A 16501-nucleotide genomic window follows, 5' to 3' on the forward strand; every position below is an offset into this window, starting at 1 on the left:
TTAATTCCTCAAAATTTATTTTTTACCTGCAATCGCTTTACGCGGACCTTTACGAGTACGTGCATTTGTGCGCGTACGCTGACCACGACATGGCAAACCACGGCGATGACGCATGCCACGGTAGCATCCCATATCAATCAAGCGCTTGATGTTCATTGTTACTTCACGACGCAAATCGCCTTCTACTTCATATTTAGCAACTTGCTCACGCAAAGCATCTAATTGCGACTCATCCAAATCTTTAACTTTAGTAGCTGGTGCAATACCTGCCACTTCGCAAATATTTTTAGCACGAGTCGAACCAATACCGTAAATGGCCTGCAAACCAATAACGATATGGGCATTATTAGGGATATTCACCCCTGCAATACGAGCCATATTTTTTCCTTAAATGGGCAAAAGCTGTCAATATAACACAAAAACAAAACGAATCAAAGCAATTAGCCTTGGCGTTGTTTATGACGAGGATCAGTACAAATGACGCGAACGACACGATTCCGACGAATCACTTTGCAGTTGCGGCAAATAGGTTTTACTGAAGGTTGTACACGCATATCTATACTTTCTAAATAATCAAAAGTTTATCGAGCTCTGAACACAATGCGAGCGCGAGTCAAATCATAAGGCGTCATTTCAACAGTGACTTTGTCACCTGGTGAAATACGAATATAATGCATCCGCATCTTACCCGAGATATGACCCAACACTTCGTGCCCATTTTCTAGTTTTACTTTAAAAGTTGCGTTGGGTAAAGTTTCTAGAATTTCACCCTGCATTTGTATAGTATCTTCTTTGGCCATAATTGTTATCTCTGTTTTTAACTTCACTTTCGCTCAATCAAGTGCTCATATTGCTGTGTCATTCTATAGGAAGCGAGCTGAGTATTAAAATCCATAGTTACAACAACCAAGATTAATAATGACGTTCCGCCTAATGGAATACTTACATATGAAGCTAAAAATTCAGGAATTAAACAAATAACTGTAATGTATATTGCTCCAAATAAGGTCAATCGCAACACTACTCCTTCTAAATAGCGTGCGGTTTGCTCACCTGGACGAATACTAGGTACAAATGCACCACTTTTCTTTAAATTTTCCGCCATTTCTTTAGGGCTAAAAGCTAATGCCGTATAAAAATAGCAGAAAAATATGATTGTTGCTGCAAACAGTACTATATATGCAGGCTGACCATGCTGTAACGCAGCCAATATTTTACCATACCAGCTATTAGGATTATCATTCCCTAACCATCCTGCAAGCATACTAGGGAACATGATAACGCTTGATGCAAAAATTGGAGGGATTACACCTGCCATATTTAATTTAAATGGCATATGTGTATTCTTATGGGCACTATACAAACCTGTTTGTCGTTTGGCATAATGAATCGGTATCTTACGCAGCGCGCTCTCGAAATATACAACCGCATAAATCATTAACAAAATACCAATGACAATACCAATCGCAGTTAATGGCTGGATTGTCTGTTCGGTAATCAAGCTCCAGAGCTGAATGACCCCAGCAGGAACACCTGCAATAATCCCCGCAGTGATCAGCAAAGAAATTCCATTACCCAAACCGCGCTCAGTAATTTGTTCACCCAACCACATAAGAAACATGGTTCCACCAACCAAGCAGCTTACGGTAGAAATATAGAATTCAATTTGCGGAATGACAACAATTTGGCGCTGCAACAGGAATGTTGCCACACCGATACTTTGCGCTGCCGCTAAAGCCACAGTTCCAATACGCGTGTATTTCGTGATAACTTTTTTACCAGCCTCGCCTTCTTTTTTCAGACTCTTCAGAGACGGAACAATTTCAGCAGCCAACTGCATGATAATAGATGCTGAAATATAAGGCATAATACCGATAGCAAAAATACTAAAGCGTTCGAGAGAGCCTCCTGAAAACATATTCAACATGCCCAGGATACCCCCTCCTTGGTCTTTATACAGTTGAGCTAACGCAGCAGCATCTACTCCTGGTACAGGAACATGTGCACCGATTCGAAACACGATCAGCGCACCCAGTAAAAACAGGAACCGTTTCCTTAAATCAGGATTTTCCCATAATTTTACTTTTCCTGAGGAAGATAGTTGATTAGCCACTATAATTGCCCTACTCTTCTACTTTACCGCCAGCAGCCTCAATTGCTGTTTTTGCACCTTTAGTAGCCTTAATACCTTTCAAGACAACTGATTTATTCAAATTGCCGGAAGAAATTACTTTTACTACTTCTGCATTGGCAGCAATTAAACCAGCCTGCTTCAAAGTTAAAACATCAACTTCATCCACAGCAATACTATTGAGTTCACTCAACGTAATTTGCGCATTGAATTTAGCTGTTACAGATTTAAAGCCCCGTTTTGGCAAACGACGTTGTAAAGGCATTTGACCGCCTTCAAAACCAACTTTATGGTATCCACCAGCACGGCTTTTTTGACCTTTGTGACCTCGTCCACCAGTTTTACCAAGCCCACTACCAATGCCACGGCCAACACGACGTTGAGCATGCGTTGCACCTTCCGCTGGCTGAATAGTATTTAAAAACATATTAAGCCTCCACTTTCAATAAATAGCGGATTTTGTTAATCATACCACGGTTTGCGGGGGTATCTAACACCTCAACAGTTTGCTCGCGACGACGCAAACCTAAACCACGCGCGCAGGCACGATGCGATTCAATAGTACCAATCAAGCTTTTTGCCAAAGTTACCTTAATTTTCTTTTGCTCGCTCATCGCTTACTCCTTCGAACCCAAGATATCTTCAACTGTCAGACCGCGTTTAGCCGCGATCTCAGCAGGAGTATAAAGTTTAGACAAGCCATCCAATGTTGCGCGAACAATATTGTAAGGATTGGTAGAGCCATGTACTTTTGCTGAAATATTATGCACACCCAAAGCATCAAATACCAAACGCATTGGACCACCTGCTTTCACACCGCTACCTTCTTTTGCAGGCTGCATAAATACACGAGTTGCACCATGTTTACCAATCACTTCGTGATGGATAGTGCCATTTTTCAAAGGTACTTTGATCATATTGCGGCGAGCTTGATCCATTGCTTTCTGTACGGCAACAGGCACTTCACGAGATTTACCTTTGCCCATACCAATGCGACCATCGCCATCACCTACTACAGTTAAAGCCGAGAATGCCATAATACGACCGCCTTTAACCACTTTGGTTACGCGATTCACGGCAACCATCTTCTCGATCAGGCCATCACCGCGCTCTTCTGTTTCATGTTTTGCCATTTTGGTCTCCAAAATCTTTCTTAGAAGCTCAAACCATTTTCGCGAGCAGCTTCAGCTAAAGCTTTTACGCGACCGTGATATTGAAAACCCGAACGGTCAAAAGCTACTTTTTCTACGCCGATAGTTTTAGCTCTCTCCGCAATACGTTTACCAACTACAGCGGCCGCTTCGGTATTACCACCTGATTTCAAACTACCACGCACTTCGGCTTCAACAGTAGAAGCGGACGCCAATACTTTATCGCCCTCAGCACTAATAATTTGAGCATAAATATGGCTGTTAGTACGGAAAACGCACAAACGCACCATTTTTAAATCTGCGATACGCGCACGAGTTTTACGTGCACGACGCAATCTTGCGATTTTTTTATTCATGGTTACAGCCTCAATTATTTTTTCTTAGCTTCTTTCATGACTACCTGCTCGCCAACATAGCGAACACCTTTGCCTTTATAAGGCTCAGGTGGGCGGTAACCACGAATTTCTGCCGCTGCTTGACCAACTGCTTGTTTATCTGCGCCAGTCAATACAATTTCTGTTTGAGAAGGAGTTGCGACACTCACACCCTCAGGCATTTCGTACACAACAGGATGAGAAAAGCCCAAAGACAGATTTAAGGTTTTCCCTTGTGCTTGCGCACGATAACCCACACCAATCAGTTGTAATTTTTTCTCAAAACCTTCAGATACGCCTTTAACCATGTTGGCAACTAATGCACGAACAGTACCAGACATTGCAACAGAATGTTTGCTATCATCTGCAGCTGCAAAAATCAATTGCCCATCATTTAATTCAACTTTAACCGCACCAGTTAAAGGCAGAGACAAAGCACCGTTTTTACCTTTCACGGTCAGTGTGTCTGTTCCAAAATTTACTTCTACGCCAGCAGGAACAGTTACTGGATTTTTCGCTACGCGAGACATCTTAAAACTCTCCCTAATTAGGCAACAATGCACAACAACTCACCACCAACACCAGCAGCGCGGGCTTTACGGTCAGTCATTACACCTTTAGAAGTGCTTACAATAGCAACACCCAAACCATTCATCACAGCAGGAATCTCACCAGAACCTTTGTAAACACGCAAACCTGGACGAGAAACACGCTTGATTTGCTCAATTACAGGACGGCCTGAATAATATTTCAAAACGATAGACAATTCAGGTTTTGAATCAGCAGATACAGAAAAATCTTCGATATAACCCTCTTCTTTCAAAACTTTTGCAATTGCGCATTTTAATTTTGAAGAAGGCATCGCCACAGTTACTTTATTAGAGCGTTGCGCGTTGCGGATACGGGTCAACATATCGGAAATAGGATCATGCATACTCATATTTTATACTCCTATTACCAAGAGGCTTTGATAACACCCGGAATTGCGCCACGCATAGCGATTTCACGGATTTTAATACGACCCAAACCGAATTTGCGGAATACGCCACGCGGACGACCAGTGATTGCACAACGACGACGTTGGCGAACCGGAGAAGCATTACGGGGAATCGATTGTAATTTCAGACGCGCTTCGAAACGCTCTTCATCTGTTGCACTTGCATTGTTGATGACTTCAAAAATAGCTGCGCGTTTTGCAGCATATTTTTTAGCCAAAGCAACACGCTTTGCTTCACGATTAATAAGTGCTTTCTTAGCCATGGTTAACCTTTAAATGGAAATTTAAACAATGACAATAAAGCTTTTGCTTCTTCGTCAGTTTTTGCAGTGGTGGTAATCGTAATATTCAAACCACGCAATGCATCGATTTTGTCATATTCGATTTCCGGGAAAATGATTTGCTCACGCACACCCATGTTGTAGTTGCCGCGACCATCGAATGATTTGCCACTTACACCGCGGAAGTCACGAACGCGAGGCAGCGCGATAGTAACCAAACGATCCAGGAATTCAAACATACGCTCGCGACGCAAAGTCACTTTGCAGCCTACTGGGTAGTTATCGCGGATTTTGAAACCGGCGATAGATTTACGAGCCACTGTTACTACAGGTTTTTGGCCGGCAATTTTTTGCAAATCACCAACCGCATGCTCCATTACTTTTTTATCAGCAACCGCTTCACCAACACCCATGTTCAGTGTGATTTTTTCGATGCGGGGCACTTCCATAATGGATTTGTAGCCGAATTGTTTCATCAACTCGGGAACAACGGTGTTTTTATAGTAATCTTGTAAACGGGCCATTATTAAGCTCCACGATTAACAGGCACTTCTGCACCGTTTGATTTAAATACGCGAACACGTTTTACTTTGCCTTCGCCTTCCACCAATTTGATACCTACTCGGTCAGCTTTTTTGGTTTCAGGATTGAAAATGGCAACATTTGAAATAGCCAATGGCATTTCTTTTACAACGATACCGCCCTCAATGCCGCGCATAGGGTTGGGTTTTTGGTGGCGTTTTACCAAATTAACACCCTGAACCACAACTTTGTCGCCCAATACGCGAACGATTTGACCTTGCTTACCTTTATCTTTTCCGGTAATGACGATTACTTGGTCACCTTTAATAATTTTGTTCATTGCCTAACCTTTCAACTTATAGCACTTCAGGTGCCAATGAAACAATTTTCATAAAACGTTCGGTACGCAATTCGCGGGTAACCGGGCCAAAAATACGGGTGCCCATTGGTTCCAGTTTGTTATTCAGCAATACTGCTGCGTTGTTATCAAACTTAATCAGCGCGCCATCGGGACGACGAATGCCTTTTGCCGTACGTACGACAACCGCATTGTAAACATCACCCTTTTTCACGCGACCACGCGGTGCTGCATCTTTTACCGCAACTTTAATAATGTCGCCCACATTGGCATAGCGACGCTTAGATCCGCCCAACACTTTGATGCACATTACGCGGCGCGCACCAGAGTTATCAGCCACATCTAAGATGGTCTGCATTTGAATCATGTTAATTAACCTTAAAAAAATCCAACTTAATTTACCGCTTTCAGTCTGCTTGACGCATTTTGATATGCGGTACACGGCTGAAACCTTGCGGTTCTAGTAAACCAGTCTTGGCCCCGAAGGGAAGATGCTCTTATCCAGAGCTGAAAGAAGAGCGCATTATAGAGAGTTTTCAAAAGCGTTGCAAGTGTTTTGTATTGAAAAAAGCAGCCTGCACTGCAAAAAACGATGTGCAGGCTGCTTTTTATGGCTTAAACGGCCGCTTGTTCATTTCCCTTCCGTTAAAGTGTCTGATTACTGCAACACGGCAAACAGCGTTACGCTTTCCCCTATTCTGCCGGCAGGCATTATATAATCACGTGGTTTGTATTGTTTAAAGGAATCCCCATGTCAGATTTACACGTTGTCATTCTCGCGGCCGGCAAAGGCACGCGCATGTATTCCAACAAGCCCAAAGTGCTGCATGCCATCGGCGGCAAACCGATGCTGGAACACGTGATTGACACTGCGGAGCGTTTGCAGCCTGCACGCATTCATGTAGTGGTGGGGCACGGTAAAGATTTGGTCATGCAACAGATGGCGCACAAAAACGTCGGCTGGGTGGAGCAAACGGAGCAACTGGGCACGGGGCACGCATTGAAATCCGCATTGCCGCACATTCCCGACACGGGGCGGACGCTGGTATTGTATGGCGACGTGCCGCTGATTGACGCGCCCACCTTGCAGCAGCTACTCGACCATGCCGGCAACGAAGTCGGCCTGCTGACCGACATCCTGCCCGACCCGACGGGCTACGGCCGCATTATCCGCAATCCGCAAAACCAAGTGGTGGCCATTGTGGAAGAAAAAGACGCATCGCCCGAACAAAAAGCGGTACGGGAAATCAACACGGGGATTTTCGTGCTGCCCAATGCGCGGCTGGCGGGCTGGCTGAATGCGCTGAATGCCAACAACGCGCAGGGCGAATATTATCTGACCGACGTTATCGGGCTGGCGAATGCCGACCATGTTGCGGTGCATCCACTGGCCGTGCCGCATCATTATTTGGCAATGGGTGTGAACAACAAGCTGCAACTGTCCGAATTAACGCAGATTTACCGCCAAAACCGCGCCACAGAGCTACTGCTGGCGGGCGTAACACTTCTGGATGCGCCGAGCTTCGATATCCGGGGCAGCCTGCAACACGGCAAAGACGTGGTGATTGACGCGAACTGCATTTTGGAAGGCAGCGTGGTACTGGGCGACGGCGTTACCATCGGCGCGAACTGCGTGATTAAAAATGCCGTTATCGGCGCAGGCACGGTTGTCCATCCGTTTTCGCATTTGGAAAACTGCACGGTAGGCAGCCATGCGCACATCGGCCCGTATGCGCGCCTGCGCCCGAATGCCGAACTGGCGAACGACGTACACATCGGCAATTTCGTGGAAGTGAAAAACAGCACCATCGGGCGCGGCAGCAAGGCGAACCACCTGTCCTATATCGGCGATGCGACCATCGGCTCAGACACCAATATCGGCGCAGGCACGATTACCTGCAATTATGACGGCGTGAACAAGCACCGAACCGTTATCGGCAACGAAGTGCGCATCGGCTCGAACACCTCGCTGGTAGCACCCGTCTGCGTGGGCGACAAGGCCACCACCGGCGCCGGCAGCGTGATTACCAAAGACTGCGAAGCCGGCAAACTGGCCGTGGCGCGCGCCAAACAGGTGACCGTAGAAGGCTGGACACGCCCGGAAAAACCGAAAAAATAAGGCAAAAGCAGCCTGCACAAGACCAAACGCACCGTGCAGGCTGCTTTTGCACATTGCCGCATATCATTCCCCTTATTCACCACCGCAAACGCAGTCCGAATGCCCAAAAAGCAGCCTGCACCTTTGCACCCACCGAAAGGCAACCTTATGAACCCGCATCTGCAATACCTGCAAGAACTCAACCAAGCCGCCAAAACCTTCTGGCAAACATGGCAGGCCGAATATCCGCAGCTGTCCGAACTGGACGACATCGACTTTGTGGAACGCAGCAACGACATCCTGCACCAAACCCTGCCCGATGTGGCGCTGGAACTTGAAGGCCATCTGAATAGCCAAGACAGCACCCTCGTCTTTACCGCCAACGGCGAACGCGACTACTCCCCCGAAGTTCAAGCCGTCGTCCAAGCCGCACTGCAAAACCTGCCCCATACAATCCGCGCCTTCCGCAGCCCTATTCCCAATCTGGACAACGATTTCGTCATCGGCATGGACGGCTTCCAGCTCGGACTCGGCGATATTGCTGTGCGGCTGGACGAATGGCGCGAAATGCCTGCGCTGGAAATCGCCTTCAAGCGCGATATTGAAGAATCCTATATCGACCACGCGCAAAACATGACCTTCATCATCCTCGACCACCTGCTCGGCGAATACAACGCCGCCGTCAAAATCGGCCCCATCGACTTTCTGGAACAACCCGAAGACGGCTTCTTCCCACTGTCCGAACTACCCGAAAAACTGGACGACATGTGGCAACAGCTCGGCCGCAGCGGCGTTTACCCGCAGCCCGAATGGGAATACGCCTTTGCCGAAGTGGAAGAAAACGAAGAACGCGAACAAGACCACCTGCTGCTGACGCGCAACCAATCCGCCAACAGCCTGCTCGGCCGCGCCGATATGGCATGGATTGTCTGGATTGACGCGGAACTGAGCGATGACGACAGCGTGCAGGCTGCCTACGACCTGCACGAAGAATTCATCGGATACGCCGCGCAACACCAGCAAGGCATCGATACCCTCAGCGTTACCAACCTGTCGCAAGGCATCCGAACCGTGTATGCCGCCACTTCCGCACCCGAAACCCTGCTGCCGCAAGCCATCGCCCTGTGCGAAAAATATCCGCAGCTCAACGCCACAGCCGAGTGCGAATACGACCCGACTTGGGCGCACTACCACTTCTAAGCCGCATGTATAGTGAATTAAAACGAGACAAAGTGGCGAGCCGCAAGGCGTACAAGCAGTACGTCAAGGCGAGCCAACGCCGTATCATTGCGATTTTAATCCACTATAAAAAGCAGCCTGCACACCGAAATCCAATGTGCAGGCTGCTTTTTTTGCCGCCAAAATACGCAATGAAAAAACCGTATCCCAAAACAGGATACGGTTTTAATTTTGGCGCGGTGGACGGGGCTCGAACCCGCGACCACCGGCGTGACAGGCCGGTACTCTAACCAACTGAGCTACCACCGCGCAGAATATCTGACGAATCAAATATCCAAAAAAATGGTGGGTGATGACGGAGTCGAACCGCCGACATTCTGCTTGTAAGGCAGACGCTCTACCAACTGAGCTAATCACCCATTCGTTTTCGTTGTGCAACGAAAGTCGGCATTAAACCAAATTTTGCACCGCCGCGCAATCAAAATCGGCAAATATTTTTTATCTGATTGAATCTGCGCAATATTATTTTCGTTCAGCGGCATTCAAAAGCAGCCTGCACTTCGGATTACGAAGCCGGCGTTTGGATGTTCGGTTCGCGAATCATTAAATGCAGCACCACCGCCAGCGCGGCCAATACCAAATCGGCATGCCACATCCAGCCGTAGTCGTTAAACGCCATGATGGCCTTGCCGCCCAAATACGCGCCGAGAAAGCCGCCGATTTGGTGCGACAGCAGCGTAAGCCCGAACAGCGTGGCCAGATAGCGCGTGCCGAACAGCCGTCCGGTCAATGCGGCGGTGGGCGGCACGGTGGCCAGCCAGGTCAGCCCCAATCCGGCGGCGAAAATATAAAAATTCACATCGGTGCGCGGCATGAACAGGTAAGCGGCAATCAGGACGACGCGGACGGCGTATAAAACGGCCAGAATGGATTTGTTGCGCCAGCGCCCCACGCACCAGCCGACCACCAGACTGCCGACCAAATTGGCGATGCCGACAATCGCCAGCGACGTGGATGCGACCGACACGGGCAACCCGCACAGGGCGATTTCGTTCGGCAGGTGCGTTGCCAAAAAGGCGACGTGGAAGCCGCAGGTGGCAAAACCCAAATGCAGCAGGATATAGTTGCGGTTGCGGAAGGCTTGGCGGACAACGCGCGCCATCGGTTCGTGCGCGTGTGGCGCGTGAGAAGCAGCCTGCACTTTATGCGCGCCGTGCGACAGCCAGCGTGCGGCGGGCAAAATCAACACCGCCCACGCTGCCAGCACCCACATTGCGCCGCGCCAGCCCAACTGGGGCAGCGACATCAGCCATTGCAGCATGGGCGCGAACACAAATTGCCCGAACGAGCCGCCAGCATTTGCCACGCCCGAAGCCAGCCCGCGCATTCTTTCAGGCAGGCGGTTGGCAATCAGGCTCATCAAAATCGACCAACTGCCCGCGCCCATGCCCCAAGCGACCAGCAGCCCCATGCCCACCAACAAGCCGAACTGCGTGGGCATGAACGACACCAGCAGCCAGCCGGCCGCCAGCATCAGCGACCCCATCCACAGCACGCGCCACGCGCCGAAACGGTCGGACAGCGCGCCCGACAAAGGCTGCGACACGCCCCACATCAGCTGCGTTACCGCAATCGCCAGGCTCACTTCCGCAATCGACAACGCCGTATCGTTTACCAGCGGCCGCACAAACAGCCCCAGCGTCATCCGCATGCCAATGGTAACCAGTAAAATAAAGGCGGCCGCCAAAACAAAAAGCCAAAGCTGCCAGCGCGGTGCGTGTGAATGTGTCATACTTTATCCGAATCGTTATTATTGGACGCGGCAGATTAACAGACAACACCGTACTCCCCAAAGACCGTTTGACTGTATGGTTCATGCGATTTGGTTATATGCGGGCACGAAAAAGCAGCCTGCACTTCGAATTTGAGACGTGCAGGCTGCTTTTTCCACCGCCGCCCTTGTTTTCCGCGCCATCCGCCCCATTTAGTTTTAATCCATCCACATAACAGAAAGCCCGCCATGAGCGACAACATCTTATTGAATTTAGGCCACGAGCCGCATTTCGACCAAATCCGCACTGACGACATCGCCCCCGCCATGCGCAGCGCCATGGAAGAGGCGCGCGAACAAATCGCCCAAATCAAAGCCCAAAGCACCACCACATGGGAAAACACCGTGGAGCGCCTGACCGACATCACCGAAAGAGTCGGCCGGATTTGGGGCGTGGTGGCACATTTGAACTCGGTGGCGGACACGCCCGAACTGCGCGCCATGTACAACGAACTGATGCCCGAAGTTACCGTATTTTTCACCGAAATCGGGCAGGACATCGAACTGTACGAACGTTTCAAGGCGATTAAAGCATCGCCCGAATTTGCCCGACTGAGCGCGGCGCAGCAAACCAAGCTGGCGCACGATTTGCGCGATTTCGTGTTAAGCGGCGCGGAACTGCCGCCCGAACAACAGGCCGAATTGGCCGCGCTGCAAACTGAATCGGCGCAACTCTCCGCCCAGTTCTCGCAAAACGTGCTGGACGCCACCGATGCCTTCGCACTGTATTTTGACGATGAAAGCAGCCTGCACGGCCTGCCCGAAGACGCATTGGCCATGTTCCAAGCCGCCGCACAGGCAGAAGGCAAATCCGGCTACAAAATCGGCCTGCAAATGCCGCATTATCTGGCCGTGATGCAATATGCCGACAACCGAGCATTGCGCGAACAGGTGTACTGCGCCTATGTGACACGGGCAAGCGAATTGGGCAAACCCGAATGGGACAACACGCCCATCATCGACCGCACGCTGGAAATCGCGCTGGCACAGGCGAAGCTCTTGGGTTATCGCAATTATGCCGAATTGTCGCTGGTGACCAAAATGGCGGATTCACCCGCGCAAGTATTGGACTTCCTGCACGATTTGGCGCGCCGTGCCAAATCGTTTGCCGAAAAAGATTTGGCGCAGGTGCGCGCATTCGCCGCCGAAAAACTCAGCCTGCCGGACATTCAATCGTGGGATTTGGCCTATGCCGGCGAAAAACTGCGCGAGGCGCAATATGCGTTTTCCGAAACCGAAGTGAAAAAATATTTTCCGGTCGGCAAAGTGCTGTCGGGGCTGTTCGCGCAGATTGACCAGTTATACGGCGTGCGCTTTACGGAGAAAAAAGTGCCCGTGTGGCATGAAGACGTGCGCTATTTCGAGCTGGAAAAAGACGGCGAAACCATCGGCGCGGTGTATATGGATTTGTATGCGCGCGAAGGCAAACGCAGCGGCGCGTGGATGAACGATTACCGCGGCCGCCGCCGCTTCCTGTCGGGCGACAAGGCAGGCCAGGTGCAAACGCCGACGGCTTATCTGGTGTGCAATTTCACGCCACCCGTGGCCGGCAAAGAAGCGCGCTTGACGCACGACGAAATCATCACGCTGTTCCACGAAATGGGGCACGGCCTGCACCACCTGCTCACGCGCGTGGACGAATTGGGCGTGAGCGGCATCAACGGCGTGGAATGGGACGCGGTGGAGTTGCCCAGCCAGTTCATGGAAAATTTCGTGTGGGAATTCGACGTGTTGCGCGGTATGTCGGCGCATGAAGACACGGGCGAAGCGCTGCCCGAAAGCCTGTTCGCCAAAATGCTGGCGGCCAAAAACTTCCAGCGCGGCATGTTCTTGGTGCGGCAGATGGAGTTTGCGCTGTTCGATATGTCGATATACAGCGAAAGCGACCCAAGCAGCCTGCACCGCTGGGCGGAAACGCTGCAACGCGTACGCAAGGAAGTAGCCGTGGTGCAGCCGCCTGAATACAACCGCTTTGCCAACAGCTTCGGGCATATTTTTGCCGGCGGCTATTCGGCGGGCTATTACAGCTATGCGTGGGCGGAAGTGTTGAGCGCGGACGCTTATGCCGCGTTTGAAGAAAGCGGCGACGTGAAAGCCACCGGCGCGAAATTCTGGAACGAGATTTTGGCCGTGGGCGGCAGCCGCAGCGCAGCGGAGTCGTTCAAAGCATTCCGCGGCCGCGCGCCGAGCATTGACGCGTTGTTGCGCCATTCGGGTTTCACGGCGGCATAGTGTTTTATCCGCGATAGGCTTGATTGGTTTTACACGGCCGGTTCGCACATCTGTGCGCCGTGCCGAAGCCGTCAAAGGCGGCCATCTTCCATCCTAATCGCCGGCCGAATGCAAAAAAGCAGCCTGCACTTCCATTTTCAAAGTGCAGGCTGCTTTTTATTGATGAGACCAATCAGTTCTCTTTAATCACTTGCGTGTGGTACGCACAAGAGGCGTGACCCGGTTTGCATTGCGCCATTTTCACGCGGATGGTGTATGTGCCGCTGCTGGACGGTGAGAATTTAAACAAAGGATAGGTGTCGTCCATGTGGTCTTCGCGCACCACGCGGCCGTTGTGCAGCAATTCCATATCCACGTTTTCGCAGCTGGAAGGCGCGCAGTCGGTGTAGATGGCATAAACGCCGCCTTCGCGCAGGCTTACAGAGTGGGTGGTGGACTTGCCGGTGCCCAAAGCGCCTGTGCGGTAGAACACCTCGGCGGCACGGTTATTCGGATTGCCGGTCGACATGTTCAGGTTGCCTTTACGCTCTTGCGCCAAGAATTGTGCAGGCGGCAGGTTGGGGTTGGACAATGTGCCTGCGTCGGATTCCGCAAATACAGGTGCGCTCAATACAGGCAGCAAAGCCAAGGTGGCCAAGTGTGTCAGTTTCATCGTATATCCTTCTGTATGTTTCGATGGGTTTAAAAAAACAGATTGCCGGCAAAAGCTGCCATCTTGCACCAATTTATCGGCAATGCAGGCATTATCATAACAAAATATGCTCGTGCCGTGTAAGGAAAATAGGATGCAAAAGCAGCCTGCACTTCCGTTTTCAAAGTGCAGGCTGCTTTATTATGCTTTATCCGATTAGCGGGTCATTTTAATGACTTGCGTGTGGTACGCGCAAGAAGTATGGCCCGGTTTGCATTGCTCCATTTTCACGCGGATGGTGTACGCGCCGCTGCGGCGAGGCGTGTAGGTGAACAAAGGCAGCGTGTCGGGCAATGTATCTTCCTCCACAACGCGGCCGTTGTGCAGCAATGCCATGTCCACGTTTTCACAGCCGATTGGCGCACAGTCGGTAAAGAAGCGGTACATTTGGTTGGCATTCAGGTTCACGGTGTAGTTCGTCGTTTTGCCGGTGCCCAAGCGGCCGGTGCGGTAGAACACTTCGGGAGCGCGGTTGTTGCCGTTACCCGTGGTCACTTCCAAATTGGCTTTGCGCTCTTGCGCCAGGAATTGTTCGGCCGGCAGGTTGGGATTGCTCAATGCGCCGACAGACGATGGGGATGATGCGCGGCTGTCTTCCGGCTCTTCTGCCCGTTTCACCACCTGAACGTGGTAATCACAGCTGCTGGCCGCGCATTCGCTCATGATGGTGCGGATTGTGTAATTGCCGGTTTCTTCGGGCGTAACATGGAACAACGGGAACGTATCGGCTGCCATATCTTGCCGCAATACCTTGCCGTTGTGCAGCCACTGCATATCCAAATTCGTACATTGGTTGTCGCTATCGCAGTCGGCAAACACGCCATACGACTGGCCTTTTTCCATTTGGACTGTGTATTCTGCCGTTTTGCCGGCCGCCAAAGATGCACGTTGGTAGAACACTTCCGCGCTTTGATCGGCCTGCGAAAGTTCCAGATTTTTCGCGCGTTCGTTATCAAAAAAATCGGCAAATGCAGAAGTGCTCAAGGCGGGCAGCAAAACCAAGGCAGCCAAGTGTGTCAGTTTCATTATGTATCCTTAATCTAATGTTATAGGGGAGAGATGATCGAAATGCGGCAAAATAGCCGGTAAATGCGGCCATATTGCACCGATTTATCGAATATTTCCGATTATCATAACAAAATATAATAGGGGCGTGTAGCGGAAAATATTGAGCAAATTGAATACATTGCCATGTTAAAAGCAGCCTGCACTTCCGTTTTCAAAGTGCAGGCTGCTTTTTTATTCATCGTTCAGACGATTAGTCGTTTCTTTTAATGACTTGCGTGTGGTACGCGCAAGAGGCATGGCCAGGTTTGCATTGCGCCATTTTCACGCGGATGGTGTACGCGCCGCTACGCGATGGGGTGATGTGGAACAAAGGATATGTGTCGTCCATATGGTCTTCACGAATCACACGACCGTTGTGCAGCAATTCCATATCCACGTTTTCGCAGCTGGAAGGCGCGCAGTCGGTGTAAATGCCATAGCTTCGGTTCGCCTGCAAATTGACAGTGTGGTTTGCGGATTTACCCGTTGCCAAGCTGCCTGTGCGGTAGAACACTTCGGCAGAACGGTTATTCGGATTGCCCGTTACCATATTCAAGTTGCCTTTGCGCTCTTGCGCCAAGAATTCCGCAGGCGGCAAGTCAGGGTTGGATAATGTGCCTGCCGAAGTCGAACCGGAAGATGACGGACTTTCTTCTTTCACCGCTTGAACATGGTAATCACAGCTTTCGGCCGCGCATTCGCTCATGATAGTGCGGATAGTATAGTCACCGGTTTCGGTTGGTGTAACGGTCAGCAAAGGGAATGTATCGGGTTCCGTATCTTGCCGCAGCACCTTGCCGTTATACAGCCACTGCATGTCCAAATTCGTACATTGGTTGTCGCTATCGCAGTCGGCATATAAGCCATATTGCTGGCCTGCTTCCATGCGGACAGTGTATTCCGCCGTTTTGCCGGCACCCATCGATGCGCGTTTGTAAAACACTTCCGCGCTTTGATCGGCATGTGACAAACCCAAGTTTTTCGCGCGTTCGCTATCAAAAAAATCGGCAAATGCAGAGGCGCTCAATGCAGGCAACAAAACCAATGCAGCCAAGTGTGTCAGTTTCATTATGTATCCTTTATATATAGTTAGGTGGGGGTAAACAGTAATGCAGCAAAACAGCCGACAAATGCTGCTTCATGTGTCAATTTATCGGCTATTTCTCGGTATCATAACAAAATACGACTGAGGCGTGTAGCAGAAAATATTGAGTGAATTAAATATGTTGGCATGTGAAAAGCAGCCTGCATCTTCCCATATATAATGTGCAGGCTGCTTTTTGAATGCAACAACTCCATCCGCCATGTGACCGTAATGATGTCCACTCCGAAATATTCCGACACAATTCGACAAAATCCGACAAAAAATGTCAGTCTTTCGACTAACTTGCTCTAAGGCAGCACTGACAAATTTTGGCGTATTTTTTAAATATTTTTTAAAAACATATAAATACAAAAAAAAATATTATGTGGCACATCACCTGCTACCTAGTAAGGTAAGAAGCAATACAACACAGCGTGAAATAATATTGTTAAACGCAGATTGTTGTGCAACTGCTTGTAAAAGCTTATTCTTAATAAAACATTTCTTTTTTTTTGGAGATACACC

At 49.9% G+C, this 16501-nt stretch carries 21 protein-coding genes and 2 tRNA genes; 3 read left to right on the plus strand and 20 right to left on the minus strand.

What is annotated here, in order from left to right:
• Nucleotides 1–15: 15 nt before the first annotated feature.
• The 14 genes from rpsM to rplN all read right to left on the minus strand — a co-directional run bounded on the left by rpsM (nucleotide 16) and on the right by rplN (nucleotide 6181).
• Nucleotides 16–378, minus strand: coding sequence for a 30S ribosomal protein S13 (gene rpsM / locus HMPREF9098_RS06920; RefSeq protein ID WP_003783271.1), 363 nt, complete (start codon nucleotides 376–378; stop codon nucleotides 16–18).
• Between the two features lie 62 nt (nucleotides 379–440).
• Nucleotides 441–554 (minus strand): 50S ribosomal protein L36, encoded by a 114-nt coding sequence (gene rpmJ, locus HMPREF9098_RS11455; protein ID WP_002642304.1) that lies wholly within the window; start codon nucleotides 552–554, stop codon nucleotides 441–443.
• Between the two features lie 27 nt (nucleotides 555–581).
• Nucleotides 582–800: a translation initiation factor IF-1 gene (gene infA, locus HMPREF9098_RS06925; protein ID WP_003788578.1), complete on the minus strand. Its 219-nt coding sequence runs from the start codon at nucleotides 798–800 to the stop codon at nucleotides 582–584.
• 23 nt (nucleotides 801–823) lie between these two features.
• A complete protein-coding gene (secY, locus tag HMPREF9098_RS06930) occupies nucleotides 824–2113 on the minus strand; it encodes a preprotein translocase subunit SecY (protein WP_003783276.1) in 1290 nt (429 codons plus the stop codon).
• Nucleotides 2114–2123: 10 nt separating this feature from the next.
• Nucleotides 2124–2558: a 50S ribosomal protein L15 gene (gene rplO / locus HMPREF9098_RS06935; RefSeq protein ID WP_040564349.1), complete on the minus strand. Its 435-nt coding sequence runs from the start codon at nucleotides 2556–2558 to the stop codon at nucleotides 2124–2126.
• A 1-nt stretch (nucleotide 2559) separates the two neighbouring features.
• On the minus strand, nucleotides 2560–2745 hold the full coding sequence (gene rpmD / locus HMPREF9098_RS06940; protein WP_003783281.1) for a 50S ribosomal protein L30: 186 nt from the start codon (nucleotides 2743–2745) through the stop codon (nucleotides 2560–2562).
• A 3-nt stretch (nucleotides 2746–2748) separates the two neighbouring features.
• Nucleotides 2749–3264 carry a 30S ribosomal protein S5 gene (rpsE, locus tag HMPREF9098_RS06945; protein ID WP_002642309.1) on the minus strand — a complete coding sequence of 172 codons (516 nt, stop codon included), beginning with the start codon at nucleotides 3262–3264 and terminating at the stop codon, nucleotides 2749–2751.
• A 20-nt stretch (nucleotides 3265–3284) separates the two neighbouring features.
• Nucleotides 3285–3638 (minus strand): 50S ribosomal protein L18, encoded by a 354-nt coding sequence (rplR, locus tag HMPREF9098_RS06950; protein ID WP_003783285.1) that lies wholly within the window; start codon nucleotides 3636–3638, stop codon nucleotides 3285–3287.
• A gap of 14 nt (nucleotides 3639–3652) precedes the next feature.
• On the minus strand, nucleotides 3653–4186 hold the full coding sequence (rplF, locus tag HMPREF9098_RS06955; protein ID WP_003783287.1) for a 50S ribosomal protein L6: 534 nt from the start codon (nucleotides 4184–4186) through the stop codon (nucleotides 3653–3655).
• Between the two features lie 17 nt (nucleotides 4187–4203).
• A complete protein-coding gene (gene rpsH, locus HMPREF9098_RS06960) occupies nucleotides 4204–4596 on the minus strand; it encodes a 30S ribosomal protein S8 (RefSeq protein ID WP_040564350.1) in 393 nt (130 codons plus the stop codon).
• A 14-nt stretch (nucleotides 4597–4610) separates the two neighbouring features.
• The gene (gene rpsN / locus HMPREF9098_RS11460; RefSeq protein WP_081457168.1) at nucleotides 4611–4916 is read right to left on the minus strand and encodes a 30S ribosomal protein S14; all 306 of its coding nucleotides are present in this window, start codon (nucleotides 4914–4916) and stop codon (nucleotides 4611–4613) included.
• A 2-nt stretch (nucleotides 4917–4918) separates the two neighbouring features.
• On the minus strand, nucleotides 4919–5458 hold the full coding sequence (rplE, locus tag HMPREF9098_RS06965; RefSeq protein ID WP_003783293.1) for a 50S ribosomal protein L5: 540 nt from the start codon (nucleotides 5456–5458) through the stop codon (nucleotides 4919–4921).
• 2 nt (nucleotides 5459–5460) lie between these two features.
• A complete protein-coding gene (gene rplX, locus HMPREF9098_RS06970) occupies nucleotides 5461–5796 on the minus strand; it encodes a 50S ribosomal protein L24 (protein ID WP_003783295.1) in 336 nt (111 codons plus the stop codon).
• 16 nt (nucleotides 5797–5812) lie between these two features.
• Entirely contained in the window at nucleotides 5813–6181 is a 369-nt protein-coding gene (gene rplN, locus HMPREF9098_RS06975) for a 50S ribosomal protein L14 (RefSeq protein WP_003783296.1), read from the minus strand.
• 384 nt (nucleotides 6182–6565) lie between these two features.
• On the opposite strand from rplN, the gene glmU reads away from it, so the two are divergent.
• Entirely contained in the window at nucleotides 6566–7933 is a 1368-nt protein-coding gene (gene glmU, locus HMPREF9098_RS06980; protein ID WP_003783300.1) for a bifunctional UDP-N-acetylglucosamine diphosphorylase/glucosamine-1-phosphate N-acetyltransferase GlmU, read from the plus strand.
• A gap of 147 nt (nucleotides 7934–8080) precedes the next feature.
• Entirely contained in the window at nucleotides 8081–9112 is a 1032-nt protein-coding gene (locus HMPREF9098_RS06985) for a hypothetical protein (protein WP_147285385.1), read from the plus strand.
• Between the two features lie 211 nt (nucleotides 9113–9323).
• Here HMPREF9098_RS06985 and HMPREF9098_RS06990 read toward each other — a convergent pair.
• The 3 genes from HMPREF9098_RS06990 to HMPREF9098_RS07000 all read right to left on the minus strand — a co-directional run bounded on the left by HMPREF9098_RS06990 (nucleotide 9324) and on the right by HMPREF9098_RS07000 (nucleotide 10883).
• Nucleotides 9324–9400: transfer RNA gene (locus tag HMPREF9098_RS06990), tRNA-Asp, on the minus strand.
• Between the two features lie 34 nt (nucleotides 9401–9434).
• Nucleotides 9435–9510: transfer RNA gene (locus tag HMPREF9098_RS06995), tRNA-Val, on the minus strand.
• Nucleotides 9511–9656: 146 nt separating this feature from the next.
• Nucleotides 9657–10883 (minus strand): MFS transporter, encoded by a 1227-nt coding sequence (locus tag HMPREF9098_RS07000; RefSeq protein WP_003783303.1) that lies wholly within the window; start codon nucleotides 10881–10883, stop codon nucleotides 9657–9659.
• Between the two features lie 228 nt (nucleotides 10884–11111).
• Between HMPREF9098_RS07000 and HMPREF9098_RS07005 the strand changes: the two genes are divergently transcribed.
• Nucleotides 11112–13154, plus strand: a complete 2043-nt coding sequence (locus HMPREF9098_RS07005; protein ID WP_003783304.1) for a M3 family metallopeptidase — start codon at nucleotides 11112–11114, stop codon at nucleotides 13152–13154.
• Between the two features lie 172 nt (nucleotides 13155–13326).
• On the opposite strand, the gene HMPREF9098_RS11190 is transcribed toward HMPREF9098_RS07005, so the two are convergent.
• The 3 genes from HMPREF9098_RS11190 to HMPREF9098_RS11195 all read right to left on the minus strand — a co-directional run bounded on the left by HMPREF9098_RS11190 (nucleotide 13327) and on the right by HMPREF9098_RS11195 (nucleotide 15961).
• Nucleotides 13327–13806 carry a hypothetical protein gene (locus HMPREF9098_RS11190; RefSeq protein ID WP_003783306.1) on the minus strand — a complete coding sequence of 160 codons (480 nt, stop codon included), beginning with the start codon at nucleotides 13804–13806 and terminating at the stop codon, nucleotides 13327–13329.
• A 195-nt stretch (nucleotides 13807–14001) separates the two neighbouring features.
• Nucleotides 14002–14871, minus strand: a complete 870-nt coding sequence (locus HMPREF9098_RS07015; RefSeq protein WP_003783308.1) for a hypothetical protein — start codon at nucleotides 14869–14871, stop codon at nucleotides 14002–14004.
• A gap of 232 nt (nucleotides 14872–15103) precedes the next feature.
• Nucleotides 15104–15961 (minus strand): hypothetical protein, encoded by an 858-nt coding sequence (locus HMPREF9098_RS11195; RefSeq protein WP_003783309.1) that lies wholly within the window; start codon nucleotides 15959–15961, stop codon nucleotides 15104–15106.
• Nucleotides 15962–16501 lie beyond the last annotated feature (540 nt).

The organism is Kingella denitrificans ATCC 33394 (assembly GCF_000190695.1).
Classification (GTDB): domain Bacteria; phylum Pseudomonadota; class Gammaproteobacteria; order Burkholderiales; family Neisseriaceae; genus Kingella_A; species Kingella_A denitrificans.

Excerpts from the sequence above, each read along its gene's own strand:
- rpsM (WP_003783271.1), bottom strand. The coding sequence starts at position 378 with ATGGCTCGTATTGCAGGGGTGAATATCCCTAATAATGCCCATATCGTT.
- rpmJ (WP_002642304.1), bottom strand. The coding sequence starts at position 554 with ATGCGTGTACAACCTTCAGTAAAACCTATTTGCCGCAACTGCAAAGTG.
- infA (WP_003788578.1), bottom strand. The coding sequence starts at position 800 with ATGGCCAAAGAAGATACTATACAAATGCAGGGTGAAATTCTAGAAACT.
- rplO (WP_040564349.1), bottom strand. The coding sequence starts at position 2,558 with ATGTTTTTAAATACTATTCAGCCAGCGGAAGGTGCAACGCATGCTCAA.
- rpmD (WP_003783281.1), bottom strand. The coding sequence starts at position 2,745 with ATGAGCGAGCAAAAGAAAATTAAGGTAACTTTGGCAAAAAGCTTGATT.
- rpsE (WP_002642309.1), bottom strand. The coding sequence starts at position 3,264 with ATGGCAAAACATGAAACAGAAGAGCGCGGTGATGGCCTGATCGAGAAG.
- rplR (WP_003783285.1), bottom strand. The coding sequence starts at position 3,638 with ATGAATAAAAAAATCGCAAGATTGCGTCGTGCACGTAAAACTCGTGCG.
- rplF (WP_003783287.1), bottom strand. The coding sequence starts at position 4,186 with ATGTCTCGCGTAGCGAAAAATCCAGTAACTGTTCCTGCTGGCGTAGAA.
- rpsH (WP_040564350.1), bottom strand. The coding sequence starts at position 4,596 with ATGAGTATGCATGATCCTATTTCCGATATGTTGACCCGTATCCGCAAC.
- rpsN (WP_081457168.1), bottom strand. The coding sequence starts at position 4,916 with ATGGCTAAGAAAGCACTTATTAATCGTGAAGCAAAGCGTGTTGCTTTG.
- rplE (WP_003783293.1), bottom strand. The coding sequence starts at position 5,458 with ATGGCCCGTTTACAAGATTACTATAAAAACACCGTTGTTCCCGAGTTG.
- rplX (WP_003783295.1), bottom strand. The coding sequence starts at position 5,796 with ATGAACAAAATTATTAAAGGTGACCAAGTAATCGTCATTACCGGAAAA.
- rplN (WP_003783296.1), bottom strand. The coding sequence starts at position 6,181 with ATGATTCAAATGCAGACCATCTTAGATGTGGCTGATAACTCTGGTGCG.
- glmU (WP_003783300.1), top strand. The coding sequence starts at position 6,566 with ATGTCAGATTTACACGTTGTCATTCTCGCGGCCGGCAAAGGCACGCGC.
- HMPREF9098_RS06985 (WP_147285385.1), top strand. The coding sequence starts at position 8,081 with ATGAACCCGCATCTGCAATACCTGCAAGAACTCAACCAAGCCGCCAAA.
- HMPREF9098_RS07000 (WP_003783303.1), bottom strand. The coding sequence starts at position 10,883 with ATGACACATTCACACGCACCGCGCTGGCAGCTTTGGCTTTTTGTTTTG.
- HMPREF9098_RS07005 (WP_003783304.1), top strand. The coding sequence starts at position 11,112 with ATGAGCGACAACATCTTATTGAATTTAGGCCACGAGCCGCATTTCGAC.
- HMPREF9098_RS11190 (WP_003783306.1), bottom strand. The coding sequence starts at position 13,806 with ATGAAACTGACACACTTGGCCACCTTGGCTTTGCTGCCTGTATTGAGC.
- HMPREF9098_RS07015 (WP_003783308.1), bottom strand. The coding sequence starts at position 14,871 with ATGAAACTGACACACTTGGCTGCCTTGGTTTTGCTGCCCGCCTTGAGC.
- HMPREF9098_RS11195 (WP_003783309.1), bottom strand. The coding sequence starts at position 15,961 with ATGAAACTGACACACTTGGCTGCATTGGTTTTGTTGCCTGCATTGAGC.